This window comes from Peribacillus sp. TH16 (genome assembly GCF_016651095.1).
GTDB lineage: Bacteria > Bacillota > Bacilli > Bacillales > DSM-1321 > Peribacillus > Peribacillus butanolivorans.
The window spans coordinates 834,592-855,260 of the sequence record NZ_JAEKEM010000009.1; the positions used below are offsets into that span (position 1 = coordinate 834,592).

The window sequence follows — 20,669 nt, forward strand, 5'->3', positions numbered from 1 at the left end:
GGGTAAAAGTGGCATTTCATTATCCCAACGGACGAAGATTTGTACCGCAGGCAATGGAAGAAAAGAAAAGCCCACTTAAAGAAATCAGTTATAGCAACCGGGGAAAAACATTAGAAGATGATTTGAACGAAACCAATCAGTATTATTTAGCACACGGTATTGCCGTCATTCATAAAAAACCAACACCTATTCAAATTGTCGATGTTCACTACCCGAAAAGAAGTGCCGCTGTTATTAAAGAAGCATACTTCAAACAAGCATCGACTACCGATTACAATGGTGTTTATAAAGGAAAGTACATTGATTTTGAGGCAAAGGAAACGAAAAACAGCAGTTCCTTCCCTCTTAAGAATTTTCATGACCATCAAATTGAACATATGAAACACATTGTTCAGCATGACGGAATTGCATTTGTAATCATCCGTTTTTCTGCTACGGATGATATATATTTAATGAGTTCTGAACAACTAGGTTTTTATTGGAAAAGAATGAAAGACGGCGGGCGCAAATCTATTACTCTCCAAGAGGTCGAAAGTAGTTCAGAAAAGATTACTCTTGGCTTTCAACCGAGAATTGACTATATTAAAGTAGTAGATTTACTAATCGCAGAAAATTTTTAGTTTTTTTTAGAAAGGCAGGTTAGCTGTAATGGCTGAAAAATATAATACTAGAGAAGAACGCCGAAAGCAGGGGCAGACTCAGAAAAAGGCACCAAAAAATGGGCCGAAAAAGTCAGCAAGCATGCTCAAGCGCATTTTTCTTATACTCGTTACAATTGGAATTATCGGCTTAGTCACTGGAGGTGCTGCATTAGCTTACTTTATAAGTGATGCTCCCAAACTTGATGAAAAGCTTTTAAAAGATCCAGTTACTTCAAAAATTCTTGATGAAGATGGTAAATTACTGGCAGAGGTTGGCAGAGAGAACCGGGATTATGTCAATTATGAAGATATACCTGATCTTGTCGAAAATGCTTTCCTGGCTACGGAAGATTCCCGCTTTTATGAACACCATGGGGTGGATTTCTTACGTCTGGGTAGTGCCGTCATCGCCAACGTCAAAAACGGATTCGGCTCAGAGGGTGCAAGTACTTTAACCCAACAAGTTATCAAACGTTCTTATTTAACGCCTGATAAAACTATTAAAAGGAAAGTCCAAGAAATGTGGCTATCCATACAGCTTGAAAGAAAGTATACAAAAGAAGAAATTTTTGAAATGTATGTTAATAAAATTTTCTTTGCAAACCGTGCAAATGGGATTTTGACTGCATCTCAAACATATTATGGAAAAGATTTAAGTGAATTGAAATTAAACGAAGCGGCCATGCTTGTTGGATTACCGCAAAGTCCAAGCCGTTATGATCCATATAAATATCCCGAACGTGCAAAAGAACGTCGCGATATTGTACTTCATTTAATGAATAAACATGGTTATATATCCGAGAAGGAAATGAAAGATGCTCAAAATATCGATATTGCTGAAGGACTTCAAGAAGTTGATAAGAGTCAAATAGACACGACAGCTTATGATGCGTTTATCGACTTAGTAATTGAGGAAGTCGGGGATATGGGAGACTATAACGTCTTTACAGATGGATTAGAAATACAAACGACTATTGATAAAGACGCCCAAGAATATGTTTATAAAATGCTAAATAGTGATGAAGTCATCAATTACCCAAGTAAGGACCTTCAAGCCGGCCTTACCTTGCTTGATACACAATCTGGTGAAATTAAAGCTGTAGGCGGCGGTAGGAATACAACTGTTAAGCGCGGCTGGAATTATGCAACGGATGCCAAGCGTTCACCTGGTTCGACCATTAAGCCAATTCTGGATTATGGTCCTGCAGTAGAATATTTAAATTGGTCCACCTACCATCAAATCAAGGATGAGGAATATACCTACAGTGACGGAACACCGCTTAAAAATGCTTCAGGGCGTCATTATGGTACAGTTACGACTCGTGATGCACTGGCAAGGTCATTAAATATCCCTGCCTTAAAAACGCTTCAAGCAGTCGGCTTGGACCGGGCACGTGATTTTGCTGTAGACCTGGGCATTCCTTTTGATAAGGAAATCACCGAATCCGCTGCAATTGGCGGTGGCAAAGATGTTTCCACACTAGAACTTGCCGGAGCATACAGCACATTCGGTAACAGCGGAATCTATAACAAACCGCATACAGTGAAAAAAATTGTTTTACGTGATAAAACTACGATCAAAAACAAAATGGAAACGAAACCTGTAATGAAAGATTCAACTGCTTTTATCGTGACGGACATGCTGAAAAGTGTCATGAAAGAACCTTATGGAACAGGAAGGTTAGCCAATATACCTAATCTCCCGGTAGCCGGTAAAACGGGTTCAACCAATTTCACGCCTGAACAGCGTGCAAAGAACAACATCCCATCTTCCGGTGTAAAAGATAGCTGGATGGCGGGTTATACAACCAATTATACAGTCGCAGTATGGGCTGGTTATGATAATGCTTCAGGTGGGCAAATGGAATATCTGGGTGATTCATCACAAAGAATTCCAAAAGCAATATTTAAGAATTTAATGGAATATATGGCAAATTCAAAGGAAACTAAAGACTTTGAACAACCAGACAGTGTAGTAAAAGTTGGCATCATAAAAGGCTCAAATCCAGCTATTAAAGCCAATGAATATACGCCAAGTGATAAAATCACTTATGAATATTATGTTAAAGGGCACGAGCCAACACAAGTAACGACAGAATATAAGAAAATGGACTCACCTAGTATCAACGCTTCCTATAATCAAGAAAGCAATGAAATTCAGCTATCATGGTCATATCCTCAAAGTGATGGGGATCCGCAATTCGAAGTCAACGTGTCCGTTGATGGCGGAGCTCAAAGTGTGCTGAAAAAATCTAAGGATACTAGCTTGACGATTCCAAATCCAACCCCTGGAAGTAAATATACTTTCTCTGTTGTAGCAAGAGTTGATAATCAACAAAGTGATCCTGCTAGTACCTCTGTGGAAATTCCTGCAGAAGCGGTAGAACCTGAGAAACCAGACGAGGATATTGAAAAACCAGCCGAAGATGAAAATCTGGAACAAGAAACTCCAACCGAAGGCGAGGACAATCAAGGCAAAGACAATCAAGGCGAGGACAACGGCAATGGCAACACCGAGAACAATGGCAATGGCAATGGTAATGGTAACGAAAATGGAAACGGCAATAACAATGGCAATACAGATGATGGAAGTGGCAACAAAGACGACGAAAACGTTGTTGATGAAGGAGATACTGAACCTGGCACAGTAGAGGAGAATAAACCAGAAAAACCAGTCGAGACTCCTGATCCCACTCCAGACCCAGATAAAGAAAATGCAGACTAACAAACAAAAAAAACGTCTAAGCTTTAAGCTTAGACGTTTTTTTATCGTTCTTATTTTTTAATTTTAGACTTTACATATTGTTTTTCAAATTCCCTAAACATTTCACTGAGCTGCCTATACGAATGAAAAAAAGCAGGTCTTGCAAGGATAAAAGAAAGCCTTTCAACCAAATTTACTGGAATATAAGTGAAGTCCTTTATCTGTCCCTGCCAGGCACTCATTACAACTGGCATTCCATGCATCCAATAGACTGCCGATAAAAATAAACCAATTCCCTGCTTCATAGGTTCCAAAGCCTGTCCCGCTTTTCTCTCTGAAAATAGCAGACCGCATTCAGCTTCGATTTTCTTCCACTTTTCCAGTAGTTCCGGGACATGCCCATCTCCATCTTTCCAAGGTAAATAAGACTCTACTTTATTATAAAAAAGTAACTCATACGGGAACTTCTCGAGTTGAATCAAACAATTCCACTCATTATAGTCTTCTTTTTCCAAGATGATTTCCTCATTAGAAAAAAACAAAGGATGTTTTAATTCAGCAGGCACTCTTAATGAAAGCAATTGCGTCATTTGACCTCTATCCTTTTCATTCTTTTTTTCCCTTCACGGCACAGCTCTAGAAGCGGGCAGGTTTCACATCTCGGTGACTGGGCCTTGCAATGATAGCGTCCAAAGAATATCAGCCGGTGGTGCGTAACAGACCATTCTTCCTTTGGTATCTTGACCATTAATGTTTTCTCAACTTCGAGCACACTGTCCTTCCAGCGACATAATCCCAGTCGCTTGGAAACACGCTCTACATGGGTATCAACAGCAATCGCTGGCACGTCATACGCGACCGATACGACTACATTGGCCGTCTTTCGGCCGACACCAGGTAATTTAGTAAGTTCATCACGATCTCGTGGAACTTCTCTGTCATATTCCTCAATCAGCATTCGTGACAACTTTTGGATATTCTTAGCCTTATTACGAAACAACCCGATTGAGCGAATGTCATTTTCTAACTCCTCTATCGGGACGCTTATGTAATCCTCAGGCGTTTTATATTTTTGAAATAGATCCTTAGTAACCTTATTGACTAATACATCCGTACATTGAGCTGACAGGGCAACAGCAATCACCAATTCAAATGGATTGGAATGATTCAGCTCACAATGGGCATCCGGAAACATCTCACCCATTGTATCCAAACAATAGCGAATTTGAGCTTTATTAAGCATGTTTCTTCTCCTTTAATTCACATTACTGCTCGAGCCAGTTATAAAAGGGCACATCTTTCATCGGTTGTGTTGGCTCTATTTTCCGGTCCCTTTTTTGATGCACTCTAAATTTTTGTCCTTGCTCCCTTGCTTGTTCCAGGGTTTTTATTCCATTCTTTTTCCACTCAAATAAAATCCGGTCAATGTATCGGAAATTCAATTTACCAGAAATGACAGCCTCCTTAAGAGCTGATTTAATAATTTCCGGTTGATGATCATCTTCCATCCACATTGCCAATGTCTCACATTCAAATGGAGATAATGGGCGCCCGAACTCCTGTTCAAAAATCGTATAAAGACTCTCCCCGGCTTTTTGTACCTCAGCGGATTCAGCCTGTTTCAAAGACTTTAAGAAGCAGTCCATCATTTTTTCATATAGCGGAGCCAGCGAATATTTTTCCTGGCCGATTTCTTGATTACTTTCAACCAACATTTCAACAAACCCTCTTTGAACCAAACGTTGGATTAAAAATAGACATTCCGATTCTTGTAATGTCATTCGTTCAGATAGTTGGGATGGTGCAGGAAAAGGATTATCTTTATCAATAAAACTTTGCAATTGAAGTAATAGGACCATTTCTTGTTCATTTAGTCCCATTGTCTTATAGTTAGTCAACAAAAAGGATGGAATCGTTGTCGTTCCTTCCTTAAACCACGCATATAAATGTTCTTTATTCATGTTATGGACACCTCTGAATAAGTATAACATGAATAAGGGTTTACGAATAAGCTTATAATTTTAACAAAAAACGGTTATCTGCCAAATATGACAAGATAACCGTTTTATCATGGAATCAAGGATATAATCGATTTAATAGGCGTGGGAATGGAATAGTTTCACGGACGTGTTCAACACCACTAATCCATGCTACTGTCCGTTCTAAGCCCAAACCGAAGCCCGAATGCGGTACCGAGCCATATTTTCTTAACTCCATATACCATTTGTAAGCATCTTCACTCAAGCCATGCTCTTTAATTCTCTGTTCAAGCAGTTCTTGATCATGAATCCGCTCTGAACCACCGATAATTTCACCATATCCTTCTGGAGCAATCAAATCGGCACAAAGAACGACTTCTTCCCTGTTAGGATCTGGCTGCATATAAAAAGGTTTAATTTTCGTTGGATAATGAGTGATAAATACTGGCTTTTCATAACTCTCTGCTATTGCTGTTTCGTGTGGCGCTCCAAAATCATCACCCCATTGGATATCTTCAAAGCCTTGTTCATGAAGGAATTTAATTGCCTCATCATATGTAATCCGTGGGAAAGGAGCCTTAATTTGTTCAAGCTTTGCTGTGTCACGGCCTAGTGTATTCAACTCAAGCTGACAGTTTTTCAATACAGACTGAATTATTGATGAGACAAATTGCTCCTGAACTTCCAGGTTTTCTTTGAATTCAATGAAAGCCATTTCCGGTTCAATCATCCAGAACTCGATTAAATGACGTCTTGTTTTGGATTTCTCTGCCCGGAACGTAGGACCAAAAGAAAATACTTTTCCTAATGCCATGGCTGCTGCTTCCATATAAAGCTGACCGCTTTGTGAAAGATATGCATCCTCTTCAAAATATTTCGTGGCGAATAATTCACTTGTTCCCTCTGGAGCACTTCCTGTTAAAATTGGAGGATCGACCTTAACAAATCCTTCTTCATTAAAGAATTCATAGGTAGCACGAATGATTTCATTCCTAATTTTCATAACAGCATGCTGACGTTTTGAACGCAGCCATAAATGACGGTTATCCATTAAGAATTCAGGACCATGTGCTTTTGGAGTAATCGGATATTCAACTGATTCATGAATGACTTCAATATCTTTTACCTGTAATTCAAATCCAAACGGCGAGCGCTCATCCTTCTGAATGACACCTGTAACGTACATAGATGTCTCTTGCGTAACCGTTTTCGCACGAGCGAAAACTTCTTCGCCCACATCTGCTTTAACGACCACACCTTGTATGAAGCCAGAGCCATCACGAATTTGAAGAAAAGCAATTTTCCCACTGGAACGTTTGCTAGCAAGCCAGCCGCCAATGGTCACTTCTTGATTGACAAATTTACTAGCTTCTTTTATTGTAATTTTCACGGAATTTCCCTCCAAAAATAGCTTATCTTACTAAGGAATTTACTCTACTTATTATACCTATAGCCCTCCATACAAGCAAATAAATCACATAAATCAGAGGTTCCAAAATTCTTTTATATTCTTTTTATTCATACTTTTTTTGATAACTATTGCCCTTGTACTTGTTAGGTTCCTTATTTACTAACGTATTTGCTGATACAAAATGCAATAGTCATTTTTAAGCTTTTGTTTTTAAAATTTATAGACTAAACATACTATTTAAAAGGGGTGACAATTGAACTGTCCACATATATAAAATCCACCATTTAAAATTTGTTCCAGAAATAATCCTTTACCCTTTCACGCACCTTTATCTCTAGCTCTAGGTTTATAGTATTATCTTTTATAACACCTAACAGCAAAATTGGCCATTATTTTAATCACTACTTATCGTGATAAAGTCCTGGCAACTATCAACATGACTTTAAATACATATTCTTTTGTAATTCTTTAGTTAATTGAACTTCTGAAAGATAATCTTGAAGGAGCCGATTACACATAACTTTTATTATTTTTTTATCAATATCTGAATCTACTTCACACAATTTATCTAAAACAATTGGTCACATCCTTTTATAAAGGGAACCAAAGTACATCCTGTACCACTAAAATATTTATTAAACAAAAAAACCTGCTGACACCCACTTTTACGCGGAATAACTGCAGGTTTTAAAATATTTAAGCCATTTTTGACTTAACAAATGAATGGATTCTTTCAACCGCTGCTTCAAGCAGTTCCAATGAAGTCGCGTAAGATAGTCTGATGTTGTCCGGAGCACCAAAACCTGAACCTGGAATTACTGCTACCTGAGCTTCTTCTAACAATGCAGTAGTAAAATCATCCACATTGCTGTAGCCAGTTAATTCAACCGCACGTTTAACATTCGGGAACAAGTAAAATGCTCCTTGCGGTTTAATGCAGCTAACTCCTGGAATTTCCACTAATTTATCATAAATTGTATTCAATCGACCTTCAAATGCTTGGCGCATTTCTTCCACAGGATCCTGTGAACCTTCATAAGCGGCAATTGCACCGTACTGAGCTGTTGTCGTAGGATTGGATGTGCTGTGGCTAGAAAGGTTTGTCATAGCTTTGATGATGGCCTCATCACCTACTGCATAACCAATTCTCCAGCCTGTCATTGAATGTGATTTAGAAACACCATTAATGATGATTGTTTGCTTTTTCAATTCAGGAGAAATCTCCGCAATCGATGTATGTGATGCATTTCCATAAACCAATTTCTCGTAAATTTCATCGGAAACGATTAAGATGTCATGTGCTAAACATACTTCTCCGATAGCCGCTAACTCTTCCCTAGAATAAAGCATACCAGTTGGATTGCTTGGAGAGTTAATGATAACTGCTTTCGTTTTCTCAGTAATTGCTTGTTCTAACTGTTCTTTTGTAATTTTATATTGATTTTCTTCAGTGCCTACAACATATACTGGTTTTCCGTCAGCAAGTTTAATTTGTTCTGGATAACTTACCCAATATGGTATTGGAACAATAACTTCATCTTCTTCATCCAGAATTGCTTGAAACAATGTATAAAGAGCGTGCTTAGCACCTGAACCAACAATAATTTCAGAAGGCTTGTAATCTAAACCTTGATCACGCTTTAATTTGGCAGCAATAGCCGCTTTTAACTTTGGAAGACCTGCTGATGGCGTATATTTAGTTTGCCCTTCATTCATCGATTGAACGGCTGCATCAATAATATGTTTAGGAGTGTTATAGTCTGGTTCACCGGCCCCCAAACCAATTATATCAAGACCTTGAGCTTTTAGTTCTTTTGCTTTTGCTGTGATTGCCAATGTTGATGATGGCGTTAATGCTTGAACCCGGTTAGCTAATTTCATAATAAATTAATCCCCCATTCTAAATGCTTCGATAATACTTTAGCCATTCCCCTGTTTTGAAATCATAATAATCATAATTAAAGCGCTCAGATTCATCAAGATATGTTACTTCCCAAAGTGGAACGTTTTTTTCCATACCAAGCTTTACTGAAATGATTTTTTGAGGATTTAGCTTTTCATTAACAATGCTTAAAATCTCTTTTTTTGACTTACCATCTTTATAGTTTTCCACTACAATTTCTTTCTTCTCGTCCTCAGGAAGCCAGACTATTTTTTTAGTCCCATTTTCTCCCTTACCAATGATGACAGAATACGAATCCTGCCCATTATAAAGGTAGAACTCTTCCATGGTTTCAAGGCCGCCCTCTTTCTTCGCCTTTTCAAAAGCCTCATTACCAGCTTCTTTTTTAGGCTGCAACGCTTTAATATATGCCCCGCCGACAAATCCGATAAAACAAAGGACTAGGATAGAAGCAATAATCAACCATTTTTTCAAAGCCGCTTTTCCCTCTTTCTATGTACGATAAATTGTAAATATCGCTTTTTCTTGATTTTCTGAATCTAATGCAAGTCCGAACATTAAGTCGTCCTTTTTCAACGTCCGGTTCAAAGAATCTACAATCTTATACAAATCAGGAGAATTTTGCAACCTGACTGTCGAGATTACTTCAATTTTACTTTCCATGAAAACGCCCCTCCATTTTAACTAAAAATTGTCAACAATCACTGGTATGAATAGGATTAGAAGGCTTTACTACCTTTCACATTATAACAGCTCGAAGGTTATTTTTCTTTATTATTTCATAAAAATTCAATTGGATTTATGAATAATCTAAAGATTCTTTAAATCCACTCTTCTATCATATCCACCATCTCATTAATTGAGCCCTGATGCCAGTCAACGGCCGGTATGGACTTTTGAAATTCAAGACCGTATTTGGCGGTGATAATGCGGCGGTCCAGAACAACTAGGACTCCTCTGTCTTCAGGAGTACGTATCAGCCTCCCGAATCCTTGGCGGAACCTTAGCAAGGCTTCAGGTAAAGAATACGCAGAGAAGGCGTTTCTGCCTTGCTTTTCGAGAAGTTGGCATTTTGCAGCTGTGACCGGCTCATCCGGTGGTGAAAACGGCAGCCTGACAATGATTAGGCAGGATAAATCCTCTCCTGGAATATCAACACCTTCCCATAGGCTAGTTGTTCCAAATAGGACGGCTTTCTCGAAGTTTTGAAAATTTCTGAGTAACCTCATTCGGCTTCCACCAGAAATCCCCTGTGCAAACAAGGTATACTCATCTAGGACCCCTGAGTCTTTGATGGAAAAATAGGTTGCTCGCAGCATCTCATGCGATGTGAACAAAACCATCATTCTCCCTTTAGCTGCCTGTGCAGCGGCAATAATATGGTTTGCCGCTGTTTCCGAGAACTCCTCCACTGATAAGCAATTAATATCCGGAATATCGTTCGGAACTACGACCTTCACAAGTTCCTTATAACGAAAAGGCGAAGGAAATCTTGCGGTCTGTATTGGTTCAGAATCTAAACCAAGCTGCGCTTTAAAGTACTGAAATGAATCCTTCACAACGAGGGTTGCCGATGTCATGATCACACTTTTCTGGCGTCCAAAATAGGAATCCCACAACCATTTACTTCCTGCAATTGGCTGAACAGTCAATGTCACGCCATGTTGTGGTGCTGTATTTGTATAATCAAGCCAATAAATATTTTCTTCTTGTGGATTGATAAAAAATTCATGTAAGGAATCCCTTGTATCCTGCAAATGTCCAAGAAGCACTTCTATATCATTTAAATAAAATAAAGCATTTTTCCCTAACGTGGCCTCATTATTTAATAAAAGACTCAACCTTTTCTCCAGTTCCATGATGATCGATCCTAGCAAGTCTACTAACCGTTCAGCAACCAGAATCGCTTTACTCCATCGATGGTCATCTATCTTAAATGAGAGGCGTTTCGGACTCACAGAATGAGATAGTTTTTGGGCTTGGTTGGAGATGTAATAAAAAAGTTGTTCAAATTCATAGGCAAAGTCATTAAGCTTTCGATCTAGGTCATGCGTAGACTTACCTTCCGTCAAGCCGTTGTTTGAGAGCAATTTTTCAAGTTTGTATAATAATTGCTTTTGATCTGTGGTCCCTAGTCTGTTCAGCACCGTCTTCACGGAAATATAATTAAGTCTTCGTCCAAGCTGTTTAGAAGCAGCTTGTTCCAAATGGTGAGCCTCATCAAGAATTAAATACCCTTTTTTTGGAATGAGGGCATCTTCTGTAAGAAGGTCAGTCATTAAAAAGGAATGATTAGTAATGATGATATCTGCTTTGCCCGCTGTTCTTTTTGCTCTTTCAAAAAAGTCCAATTCAAGCCATGGTTGTTTTAAACCGACATATGTAAGCCCGTCACTTTGAAGTCTATTCCAAAAAAGTTGTCCACCACTTGTGAGATTTAATTCATCTTTATCTCCTGTTTCCGTTTCCGTTAGCCAAACTAATATTTGCATTTTTGTTAATGCTGTTTCGTAATTATCTTCCTTTTCACGTAATGCCCGTTCAAACTTTGCCAAACTCAAATAATTACTTCTTCCCTTTAGCAATACAGCTTGAAAAGAATAAGGAAGGATTTTTTTCAGCTTAGGAACTTCGTTTTGAAGAAGTTGATCCTGTAACTGAAGCGTATACGTCGAAACGACTACGGGCTTTTGATGTTTCCTCGCAAAATAAACAGCAGGAAGAAGATAGCCTAAGGATTTCCCAATCCCAGTCCCAGCTTCAATGATTGCGTCTTGACTGGATTCGAAGGAATGATGAATCATATTCATCATTTCCAGCTGTCCGTTTCTCGCTTCAAAAGCAGGAAAAGCATTTTGTAGCATGGCCATTTTCTTCTCATCATCTTGCGGAAATTCTGCTTCTCTGTCTTTATAATCAGTTTCTTCGTCGACTTTTTTAAATGCAAGGCCTCTAAATGTAATAAGTTCAGGTGAATGAACTTCAGCTTTTGTAAGTTTGCTTGCAATACAAGCATCTATCAATTCGGAAATTTCACTTTGTAAGGAAAAAGATAAGCGGTATAACTGTTTTAGCGTCATCACTGGCAGATTCATGAGCTTTTTTTTCAATTCCAATAATAATAAAGCGGTAGCATATGCATCGCTATCCGCTTGATGAGGCCGAGAATGATCTAGATTTTCTTCTTTGGCCAGCTGATGTAGCTTATATCCATCGGATGTCGGTTTCAAAATTTTCGCTAACTCTACCGTATCAAGTGTGGAACCATAAAAAGGCTCCAATCCACAGCGTACTAATTCTTCCTGTAAAAAAGATAAGTCAAATAAAACATTATGGGCAACAAAACAAGCCCCTTCTATAAGCCTGGCAATATTTTCTGCGACATCTTCAAAGTCAGGTGCATCCTTTACCGTCTCGTTGCTTATTCCGGTCAATTCTTCAATAAACAAGGAAATTTCTTGTCCAGGGTGGATGAACGTTGAGTATTCATCTACAATTTGATCATTTTCGATGACTACGCCGGCAAATTGAATAATCCGGTCTCCCTTTTTCGGAGAATTTCCTGTTGTTTCCAAATCGACCACTACATATCGTTGTGTCATGAATTGTACACCTCAAACTTCACTTTCTCCACTTCCTGATGGAATTCTCTTATCTTTTTTATACCATAATAATCGTAATAAAGGAAACACGCAGTTTATCGAATAAAAGTTTAATTACCTTTGAATCCACTTCAATCCCTACCCCTATCCTGGTAATACAATTCTAAGCAAATGAAAAGGGCCGGCTCAACATATGCATGATACATGTGCATAAGAGCCGGCCTTCCGCTTACATGATAGTAGCTGCAGGTTCGTTTGAAATCAGTTCAACAATTTGGTTATTTTCATTCATAATCGCAACTTTAGGCTGATGATCACTCAGCTTATCTTCAGCGACCATCACATAAGAAATAATAATCACAATATCATCAGGCTGAACTAGTCTTGCTGCTGCTCCGTTCAAACAAACAACACCGCTGCCCCGTTCACCTGCAATCACATACGTTTCAAGACGTGCACCATTATTATTATTGACGATGGCTACTTTTTCATTAGGCAGAATGCCTACCGCGTCAATTATGTCTTCATCAATTGTAATACTGCCAACATAATTCAAATTGGCTTCAGTAACCCTTGCGCGATGGATTTTTCCATTCATCATTGTTCGAAACATGTAAACTCCCCCTAAGCTGTAGGTTTATTCTACTGTTAATGTAATATTATCAATTAGCCTTGCATGCTTAAACTTCACGGCCATTGCAATAATGATATTTCCTGATAATGTTTCAATCGGCTTGAGCTCTGGATATTGATAAACCTCAATATAATCTATTTTCCCATTTGTATGGGCTTCTACATGTTCCCTTACTAGCGCCGTAATTGTATTAGGATTTCTTTCCCCTGTATTAATCGCTTCTATCGCCTTTAATAAACTTTGGTATAATTCTTTTGCTTCTATGCGTTCATCATCTAGCAGATATACATTTCGAGAGCTCTTTGCTAATCCATCTTCTTCACGAACGGTATCGACAGCTACGAGTTTAATTGGAAAATTAAAGTCTTGAATCAAACCATCTATTACTGCGACTTGCTGTGCATCCTTCTTACCGAAGTAAGCTCTATCTGGAAGAATGATATTAAAGAATTTCGTTAGGACCGTCGCTACACCATCGAAATGGCCTGGTCTTTGTCTACCACATAAACATTCCGTCCTGCTTTGGACGACAACCTTGACTGATGGTTCTTCACCGTACATTTCATTGACAGTTGGGTAGAAAAGATAATCTACGCCTGCATTGGCTGCGACATTTTCATCACGTTCCAAATCACGAGGGTATGTTTCAAAGTCCTCATTTGGTCCGAACTGCAACGGATTGACAAAAATACTTAAAACAACGATATCATTTTCTTTACGAGCGTTTTCTAAAAGGGTGGCATGCCCCTCATGTAAGAAGCCCATTGTCGCTACATAGCCGACACTTTTTTGATTGCTTTTTTCCTTAATGATTATTTGTTGTAATTCAGCTGCAGAAGTAAAAGTTTTCATTTTTCCCCCCCGTAAAGAGCTGAAAGCTGCTCTTCCTTCATCGTAAATGTATGCTCTTTCGTTGGAAAATCTTTAGTTTTCACGTCATTCACATAACTTGTAATCGAATTGCTTATTAGTTCGTTCGCATTTCCGTACACTTTAACAAATTTTGCAACACGATCAACACCATAACTGATGACATCGTGATAAACAAGGACTTGACCATCTGTTTCAGCACCTGCCCCAATTCCAATGGTTGGAATTGCTAGGTTTTGTGTGACGAGTTCTCCTACTTGATATGGTACACATTCAAATACTATCGCTATGGCTCCTGCCGCTTCACATTTTTTCGCATCTTCAACGAGCTGTGCAGCTGCTTCGGCATCTTTTCCCTGTACTTTATACCCACCAAGCACACCGACTGATTGCGGAGTCAGGCCAAGATGAGCTATTATGGGAATACCAGCCTTTGTTAATGCGGAGATTTTTTCGACAACGTCATCTGCCCCTTCAACCTTCACAGCATCCGCATGGCCTTCCTGCATGATGCGGGCCGCATTTTTAAGTGTTTCATCTAAAGAAAGGTGATAGCTCATGAAGGGCATGTCTGTCACGACAAACGTATCGGGGGCCCCACGTTTTACTGCTTTTGTATGATGAATCATGTCATTAACCGTAACAGGGATGGTAGAGTCATAACCTAATACAACCATTCCTAAAGAATCGCCAACTAAAATCATGTCGACACCTGATTGTTCGGCTAACTTTGCTGACGGATAATCATATGCCGTAAGCATGACAATTTTCTCGTGATTTTGTTTCATTTTCAAAAAATCTCCGGATAATTTCATTACGTTTCCTCCTTTTTGATGGAGGAGATGAAAACATCAGCGTTTTAAAAACTGGTGTCTATACATTCATACGCAAAAAAAAGACTGACTAAATAGAGTATCTGTTACGTTACAATAAGTGGCAAAAAACGCCTCATATTGTCAACAAAACAGCACTTGTCCTTTTAGTCAATCTCTTTGATAACATCAGAAGTTTCATCCCTCCGTCCTAGTCCAGTACGCTGGATCAAGGCAGATTTTCAAATAATTTGGTATTTATGGGGGTGCAGTTCACATGAGATACTGCCCACTTGCATTATATCAAGCCAAAATCAAAAATTCTATTTATTTTTCACAGATTTGACAAAAATCTACTGAATTTCAATGTCTGCTGAATAAATCGAATGTACGGTTCCCTTTTTGTCTTCAAGGAGCAGAACACCAGCATCTGTTATTCCCAATGCTTTTCCGGCAATTGTATCATTAACCGTACTCGCTTTAATAACCTGTCCCAGGCTGATGGCATAACTCTCCCATAGACCCTTTATTGGCATAAAGCCTTCTTGTAAATATAGATCATACAAATTTTCTAAACGAACCAACACACGTTGTATAACCTTTGACCTTGAAACCGTTTCTCCGCTTTCTATGAAAAGAGAAGACGCTTTCTCCTGCAGATCTTCTGGGAAATCTTCAATTTGTTGATTGATATTCATACCAATTCCGATAATGACAGAATGAATTCTGTCCGATTCTGCCTGCATTTCTGTCAGAATGCCAGTTACTTTCTTTCGATTTATCAAAATATCGTTCGGCCATTTGATTTGAGGTTGTAAATCCGTTATATCCTCTATTGCCTGAACCACGGCAACCGCGGCCAGTAAAGTCAACTGAGGAGCCTCATGAAGTGGAATCTTTGGCCTTAAGATTAGACTCATCCAGATGCCACTGAATTTTGGAGAATGCCAAGATCTCATGAGTCTTCCTTTTCCAGATACTTGTTCCTCGGCAACAACAAGAGTCCCCTCCTGAACTCCTTCATTTGCAAGTTGATGGGCAATTTTTTGAGTTGATTCTACAGATTCCTGATAGTGAATCATTTTCCCGAGTTTTTTTGTTTCCAAGCCAAGCTGTATTTCACTTTCTGACACTTTTTCCGGTGTTGAAATAATCCGGTAGCCTTTTTTGCGGACAGCTTCAACATTATAACCTTCACTGCGCAGGTCTTCTATATGCTTCCAGACAGCCGTGCGCGAACAGCCTATATATTCAGCAATTTCTTGACCGGATATAAATGCACCATTCGCCTTTGAAAGGGCTTCCATCAGCTTTGTTCTTAAATCAGATTGCATTTCTCCAGCCACCTCTTAATTTCATCTTTTTCATTTCTTAATTCTGCATTCAAAACAGCTTTCAAAATCAATTCCAAGTTTTCTTTCACCCATGGACCCGGTCTTTCTTGACGCCATTTCAGTAAGTCCGTACCCGTTACCGCAAGATCAGACATTTGTTTAATTATTAATTCATTAAATCGTTGATGAATAACCTTCTCTGCATCCTTAACATTTCGTCCTTTTAAGACAGCTCGGACTTTAGCAGCTTGGACGGCTTCAATCTGACCTGCCTGAAATATTTCGAGAGCAGAATTTTCAAACGGTGGTTCTTTCTTTGCTAACTGAATAATACGTTGGACACTTCTAATTGTTTTTAGCGGCAGTTTCCACTCTCTTAACGCCACTTCAATATCCTTGGCATTCGTATAAATCATGATAACAGACCATAATTCTGCCGCCTTTAAGTGATGAAGCGGCAGATTTAATAACTGCTCCAAATTTTCTTTTTGATTAGAAAATTGGGGCAAGTATTGGTATAACCCGCTCTCTAGTAAGAGCGAAAGAGCCCTTGTCTTGTAGGCTCCAGCTAAAAGTTTTTCAAATTCAATGAGAATTCTTTCGATTGCAATTTCGCTAATGATTGGTCCATTCTCTTGAAGTGAATCAAAAGTTTGCTGATCCAGTTCGAAATCAAGCTGGCTGACAAACCTTAATGCACGCATCATTCTCAAAGCATCCTCATGAAATCTTTCATGAGGATTGCCAACCGTGATAATTCTTTTTTGTAACAAATCACGCTTTCCGTTAAATGGATCAATCATATTCCCAGACTTATCCATAGCAATCGCATTCATCGTAAAGTCTCTTCTCTGTAAGTCTTCGGTCAAAGAACGGACAAATTGCACGGAATCAGGTCTGCGAAAGTCCGTATACCCGCTTTCCGTTCTAAATGTCGTAATTTCGTACGTACCAGACTCCGCAATTACAAGCACCGTTCCATGTTCGATTCCGATATCTGCTGTTTTAGGAAAGATTCCTTTAATTTCCTGAGGTGTAGCAGAACTAGCGATATCCACATCATTGATGGGCCTGCCAAGTATATAATCTCTTACAGAACCACCCACAAAATAGGCTTCGAATCCTGCTTTTTCAATCAATTCAAGAATGGGCACTGATTTTAAGAATAACTGATCCATCAGCATCCCCTCCTTATTCAATAGAATTAGTTTCGAGCGCTTGAACATAGATTGCTTCATACTCTGACATAATGGTATCTGAGTGAAATTCAGTATTGGCCCTTTCTAGAGCAGCCTCAGAAAAACGTTTATGTAAAATAGGGTTGCTTAAAAGTCCGACAGCCTTTTCAGCTACCATTTCGACGTCGCCCAATTCACAAATATAGCCGGTCTTTCCGTCAACAATAACCTCTGGAATCCCTCCTACATTCGTTCCTATACATGGAACACCACATGCCATTGCCTCAAGAAGTACAAGTCCAAAACTTTCTTTTTCGGATAGCAGTAAAATTAAATCACTAATTGAATATAATTCGGCAAGGTTGTCCTGCTTCCCCAGGAACAAAACCTTTTCTTCGATTTCAAGATCTTTAGCCAACTTTAATACCGTTGTTACTTCCGGGCCGTCTCCTACGAGAAGAAGCTTAGCAGGTATTTTCTTTTGAGCTAAAAAGAACGCTTGGATAACATCTTTAACCCGCTTGACTGAACGAAAATTTGATACATGAATGATGACTTTTTCTTCATCTTGGATACCGTATTCGTCCCGTAAATATTCTGAATTGGTTTTATGATAATCCCTTTCATCAATAAAATTATAAACGGTTTTGATTTCCTTTTCCGGAGAGATTAACTCATGTGTTTGTTGCACGAGCGAATTAGATACACCTGTAACAACATCTGATTGTTCAATCCCAAATTTTATTAAATTGGATAGTGAAGGGTCATGGCCTAGCACAGTAATGTCTGTACCATGAAGAGTCGTGACGATTTTAACTTTATTTCCTGACATCTGCTTTGCAAGAATCGCACAAACCGCATGTGGAATGGCATAATGAACATGGAGAATATCAAGTTTTTCCCTCTTCACTACTTCCGCTATCTTACTCGCAAGCGCAAGGTCATAAGGTGGATATTGAAAAACAGAGTAAGAGTTGACTTCCACTTGGTGATAATAAATATTATGGTACATCTTATTTAGGCGGAAAGGGAGGCTTGAAGAAATGAAATGAATTTCATGTCCTTTTTCAGCAAGCATTTTGCCCAATTCAGTTGCAACGACACCCGAACCTCCTACTGTAGGGTAGCAGGTAATTCCAATTTTTAATTTCATAAGATTATTTTTCCCCTAACAAATCGGCTTCGATCAGCAACGGTTTTTTTGACATAAATCCTTCCGCATAAGCGACACCCACTTCTTTGCCGAACATCTTTTCCCTTGCTTCTACTGTCTCGATATATCCGTTCACAAGCGGTGTCTCCACCGTTGTATTACTTTTTTCGAATTGACTTCCATATGCTCTAAGACTGTCCAATTTTTCCGATATAGAAGAGGTAATGTCAACGACAAAGTCAGGTTTGTGAAAACCATTTATCATAAAATAGTACATATTTTGGACACGATGAGCTTCAAGACCATCTTCATCCAAATACTTTCTAACCCCTGCTGAAAAAACTGCTTCTTCAACTAATTTTGCACAATTCCCATGGTCAGGATGACGGTCTTCCCAAAAAGGGGCAAATACAAGTGTAGGTTTATATTTGCGAATAACCGTTATAATTTGATTTATGTATTCTTCTTTCATATATAAACCACGGTCGGGTAAATCTAGGGATATTCTCTCCACCCCTAGGATTTCCGCTGCCTTAGCTGCTTCCTTTTGCCGTAATAGAACGGTACCGTTGGACGACATTTCCGCTTTTGTCAAGTCACAAATGACGATGTCCTTACCCTGTTGCGCATATTTAGCAATCGTACCACCCATACCAATTTCAACATCATCCGCATGTGCCCCGAAAGCGAGGATATCTATATTACTTTTGTTTGTCATTTATCTCACCTTGTTTTTTTCGTAGTTTAAGCCAGTCCATATATCCATGTTTCAAACCCTGAATAAGTACTTCTGCCGTTCCCATATTTGTGGCCAATGGAATTTCATATACATCGGAGAGCCTTATTAGTGCTGATACATCCGGTTCATGTGGCTGCGATGTTAATGGATCTCGGAAAAACAGGACCATATCCATTTCACCACGGGCAATCATTGCCCCGATTTCCTGGTCTCCGCCTAGAGGTCCCGAATGGAAACGATGGACAGGCAATGATACTTCTTCCATAATTCGTTTCCCCGTTGTACCAGTAGCGAATAATTCATGTTGTTGAAATACAGCTTTATAGGCTGTTACAAATTGAATGATATCTTCTTTTTTCTTATCATGGGCAATTAAGGCAATTTTCATCGTATTCCTCCTAATACCTACTCGATAATATTTTCTAGTCCATATACAAGTACATCCAATTTCATGACTGAATCAACAGCAAGTTTAACTCCTGTCATAAAGGACGCGCGATTGAATGAATCATGGCGAACCGTCAATAGCTCTCCATCACTCCCGAAAAGTACCTGTTGATGAGCAACAAGCCCCGGTAGACGAACACTATGGATATGCATGCCATCTATATTTGCTCCTCGAGCACCTTGAATGGTTTCTTTCTCATTCGGATGACCCTGTTGTTTTGTCTCACGTACTGCAGCTATCATATCTGCCGTTTTAGCAGCTGTACCTGAAGGGGCATCCAATTTTTGATCATGATGCATTTCAATGATTTCTACATTCGGGAAGTACTTTGCAGCCATTTGTGAGAACTTCATCATCAAAATAGCCCCAATTGCAAAGTTTGGAGCGATAATACATCCAATACCTTTTTCCCTAGTTAACGAATCCAGCTTTGCTAAATCTTCTTTTGTAAATCCTGTTGTTCCTACAACAGGACGGATACCATGATTCAGTGCTGTTTCTGTATGATACATTCCTACTTCAGGTGTAGTTAAATCAATCAATACGTCTGCATTTACAGCCGAGAAGCATTCGTTAATATCGGAAAAAACAGGTGCTTCAATTCCTTGAAAACCATCAATATTTGAGAGGCTTTCCCCGTTATATTTACGGTCTATAACAGCTGCTAATTCAAACCCTTCTGTTCTATGTACTAACTTCACCGCTTCATTACCCATTCTGCCACGAGGTCCAGCTACAATCACCCTTACTTTACTCATCCTTTACTTCCCCCTCTACATTCTCTTCTTTTTTTGTCCATCTGTCTTTATCACGTGTTGCAAACTTATGCATGACCGTATCGTGCGAGCTTTGAAGGTCAATACCAAGTGAATTAGCAAAACAAATTAGCACAAATAGCATGTCACCCAATTCCTCTTCAACCGTATTCTCATTTTCAGTTGATTTCTTAGGTTTTTCACCATGGTAATGATTGACTTCTCTAGCCAGTTCACCAAGCTCCTCTGACAAGCGTGCTAGCATAGCCAAAGGGCTGAAATATCCTTCTTTGAATTGTCCTATGTATTGGTCGACTTCTGCTTGCATTTGTTGGATCGTCTTTTGCTTTTCCATTTAGTCACCCATTCTTGATTTTCGTTAATAAACATTATACCTTCTTTATGTTAGCTAAAAGTGAATCATATGACAACAGATACGTTCGGTAACAACAATTGCCCATAGTTGGTTAATTAGTTATAATAAGTAAATTAACCGCATTCAAACG

General features: G+C 39.0%; 20 protein-coding genes. 2 read left to right on the forward strand and 18 right to left on the reverse strand.

Features of this window, described 5'->3' with window-relative positions:
- The first annotated feature begins 8 nt into the window (after nt 1–8).
- Nucleotides 9–620: a Holliday junction resolvase RecU gene (gene recU, locus JFV29_RS17980; RefSeq protein WP_082527551.1), complete on the forward strand. Its 612-nt coding sequence runs from the start codon at nt 9–11 to the stop codon at nt 618–620.
- 28 nt (nt 621–648) lie between these two features.
- On the forward strand, nt 649–3,366 hold the full coding sequence (locus JFV29_RS17985) for a PBP1A family penicillin-binding protein (protein ID WP_201185616.1): 2,718 nt from the start codon (nt 649–651) through the stop codon (nt 3,364–3,366).
- A 50-nt stretch (nt 3,367–3,416) separates the two neighbouring features.
- Here JFV29_RS17985 and JFV29_RS17990 read toward each other — a convergent pair whose 3' ends face one another.
- From JFV29_RS17990 to JFV29_RS18075, 18 genes are all read right to left on the reverse strand, one after another.
- A complete protein-coding gene (locus JFV29_RS17990) occupies nt 3,417–3,935 on the reverse strand; it encodes a YpoC family protein (RefSeq protein ID WP_201185617.1) in 519 nt (172 codons plus the stop codon).
- Entirely contained in the window at nt 3,932–4,588 is a 657-nt protein-coding gene (nth, locus tag JFV29_RS17995; RefSeq protein ID WP_053346745.1) for an endonuclease III, read from the reverse strand. The genes JFV29_RS17990 and nth overlap by 4 nt, the downstream gene beginning before the upstream one ends.
- Nucleotides 4,589–4,610: 22 nt before the next feature.
- Nucleotides 4,611–5,306 carry a DnaD domain-containing protein gene (locus JFV29_RS18000; protein ID WP_201185619.1) on the reverse strand — a complete coding sequence of 232 codons (696 nt, stop codon included), beginning with the start codon at nt 5,304–5,306 and terminating at the stop codon, nt 4,611–4,613.
- A 115-nt stretch (nt 5,307–5,421) separates the two neighbouring features.
- Nucleotides 5,422–6,714, reverse strand: coding sequence for an asparagine--tRNA ligase (gene asnS / locus JFV29_RS18005; protein WP_201185620.1), 1,293 nt, complete (start codon nt 6,712–6,714; stop codon nt 5,422–5,424).
- A gap of 717 nt (nt 6,715–7,431) precedes the next feature.
- Complete coding sequence (locus tag JFV29_RS18010) at nt 7,432–8,616, reverse strand: pyridoxal phosphate-dependent aminotransferase (protein ID WP_056525007.1); 1,185 nt, start codon at nt 8,614–8,616, stop codon at nt 7,432–7,434.
- Nucleotides 8,617–8,635: 19 nt separating this feature from the next.
- Nucleotides 8,636–9,112, reverse strand: coding sequence for a cell wall elongation regulator TseB-like domain-containing protein (locus JFV29_RS18015; RefSeq protein ID WP_056525010.1), 477 nt, complete (start codon nt 9,110–9,112; stop codon nt 8,636–8,638).
- 18 nt (nt 9,113–9,130) lie between these two features.
- On the reverse strand, nt 9,131–9,301 hold the full coding sequence (locus JFV29_RS18020; protein WP_082527552.1) for a YpmA family protein: 171 nt from the start codon (nt 9,299–9,301) through the stop codon (nt 9,131–9,133).
- Between the two features lie 158 nt (nt 9,302–9,459).
- Nucleotides 9,460–12,240, reverse strand: a complete 2,781-nt coding sequence (gene dinG, locus JFV29_RS18025; RefSeq protein ID WP_201185621.1) for an ATP-dependent DNA helicase DinG — start codon at nt 12,238–12,240, stop codon at nt 9,460–9,462.
- 229 nt (nt 12,241–12,469) lie between these two features.
- Entirely contained in the window at nt 12,470–12,853 is a 384-nt protein-coding gene (gene panD / locus JFV29_RS18030) for an aspartate 1-decarboxylase (RefSeq protein ID WP_053346751.1), read from the reverse strand.
- A 24-nt stretch (nt 12,854–12,877) separates the two neighbouring features.
- Nucleotides 12,878–13,726: a pantoate--beta-alanine ligase gene (gene panC, locus JFV29_RS18035; RefSeq protein ID WP_201185622.1), complete on the reverse strand. Its 849-nt coding sequence runs from the start codon at nt 13,724–13,726 to the stop codon at nt 12,878–12,880.
- Complete coding sequence (panB, locus tag JFV29_RS18040) at nt 13,723–14,559, reverse strand: 3-methyl-2-oxobutanoate hydroxymethyltransferase (RefSeq protein ID WP_201185623.1); 837 nt, start codon at nt 14,557–14,559, stop codon at nt 13,723–13,725. Before panB ends, panC begins: the two co-directional genes overlap by 4 nt.
- A 350-nt stretch (nt 14,560–14,909) precedes the next feature.
- Entirely contained in the window at nt 14,910–15,890 is a 981-nt protein-coding gene (locus tag JFV29_RS18045; RefSeq protein WP_201185624.1) for a biotin--[acetyl-CoA-carboxylase] ligase, read from the reverse strand.
- A complete protein-coding gene (locus JFV29_RS18050) occupies nt 15,875–17,068 on the reverse strand; it encodes a CCA tRNA nucleotidyltransferase (RefSeq protein WP_201185625.1) in 1,194 nt (397 codons plus the stop codon). The genes JFV29_RS18045 and JFV29_RS18050 overlap by 16 nt, the downstream gene beginning before the upstream one ends.
- 13 nt (nt 17,069–17,081) lie before the next feature.
- Complete coding sequence (gene bshA, locus JFV29_RS18055; RefSeq protein WP_201185626.1) at nt 17,082–18,221, reverse strand: N-acetyl-alpha-D-glucosaminyl L-malate synthase BshA; 1,140 nt, start codon at nt 18,219–18,221, stop codon at nt 17,082–17,084.
- Between the two features lie 4 nt (nt 18,222–18,225).
- Nucleotides 18,226–18,939, reverse strand: coding sequence for a bacillithiol biosynthesis deacetylase BshB1 (bshB1, locus tag JFV29_RS18060; protein WP_201185628.1), 714 nt, complete (start codon nt 18,937–18,939; stop codon nt 18,226–18,228).
- Nucleotides 18,923–19,348 carry a methylglyoxal synthase gene (locus JFV29_RS18065; RefSeq protein ID WP_053346758.1) on the reverse strand — a complete coding sequence of 142 codons (426 nt, stop codon included), beginning with the start codon at nt 19,346–19,348 and terminating at the stop codon, nt 18,923–18,925. The genes bshB1 and JFV29_RS18065 overlap by 17 nt, the downstream gene beginning before the upstream one ends.
- Before the next feature lie 17 nt (nt 19,349–19,365).
- The gene (gene dapB, locus JFV29_RS18070) at nt 19,366–20,166 is read right to left on the reverse strand and encodes a 4-hydroxy-tetrahydrodipicolinate reductase (RefSeq protein ID WP_057217451.1); all 801 of its coding nucleotides are present in this window, start codon (nt 20,164–20,166) and stop codon (nt 19,366–19,368) included.
- Entirely contained in the window at nt 20,159–20,518 is a 360-nt protein-coding gene (locus JFV29_RS18075; RefSeq protein ID WP_053346760.1) for a nucleotide pyrophosphohydrolase, read from the reverse strand. Before JFV29_RS18075 ends, dapB begins: the two co-directional genes overlap by 8 nt.
- Nucleotides 20,519–20,669 lie beyond the last annotated feature (151 nt).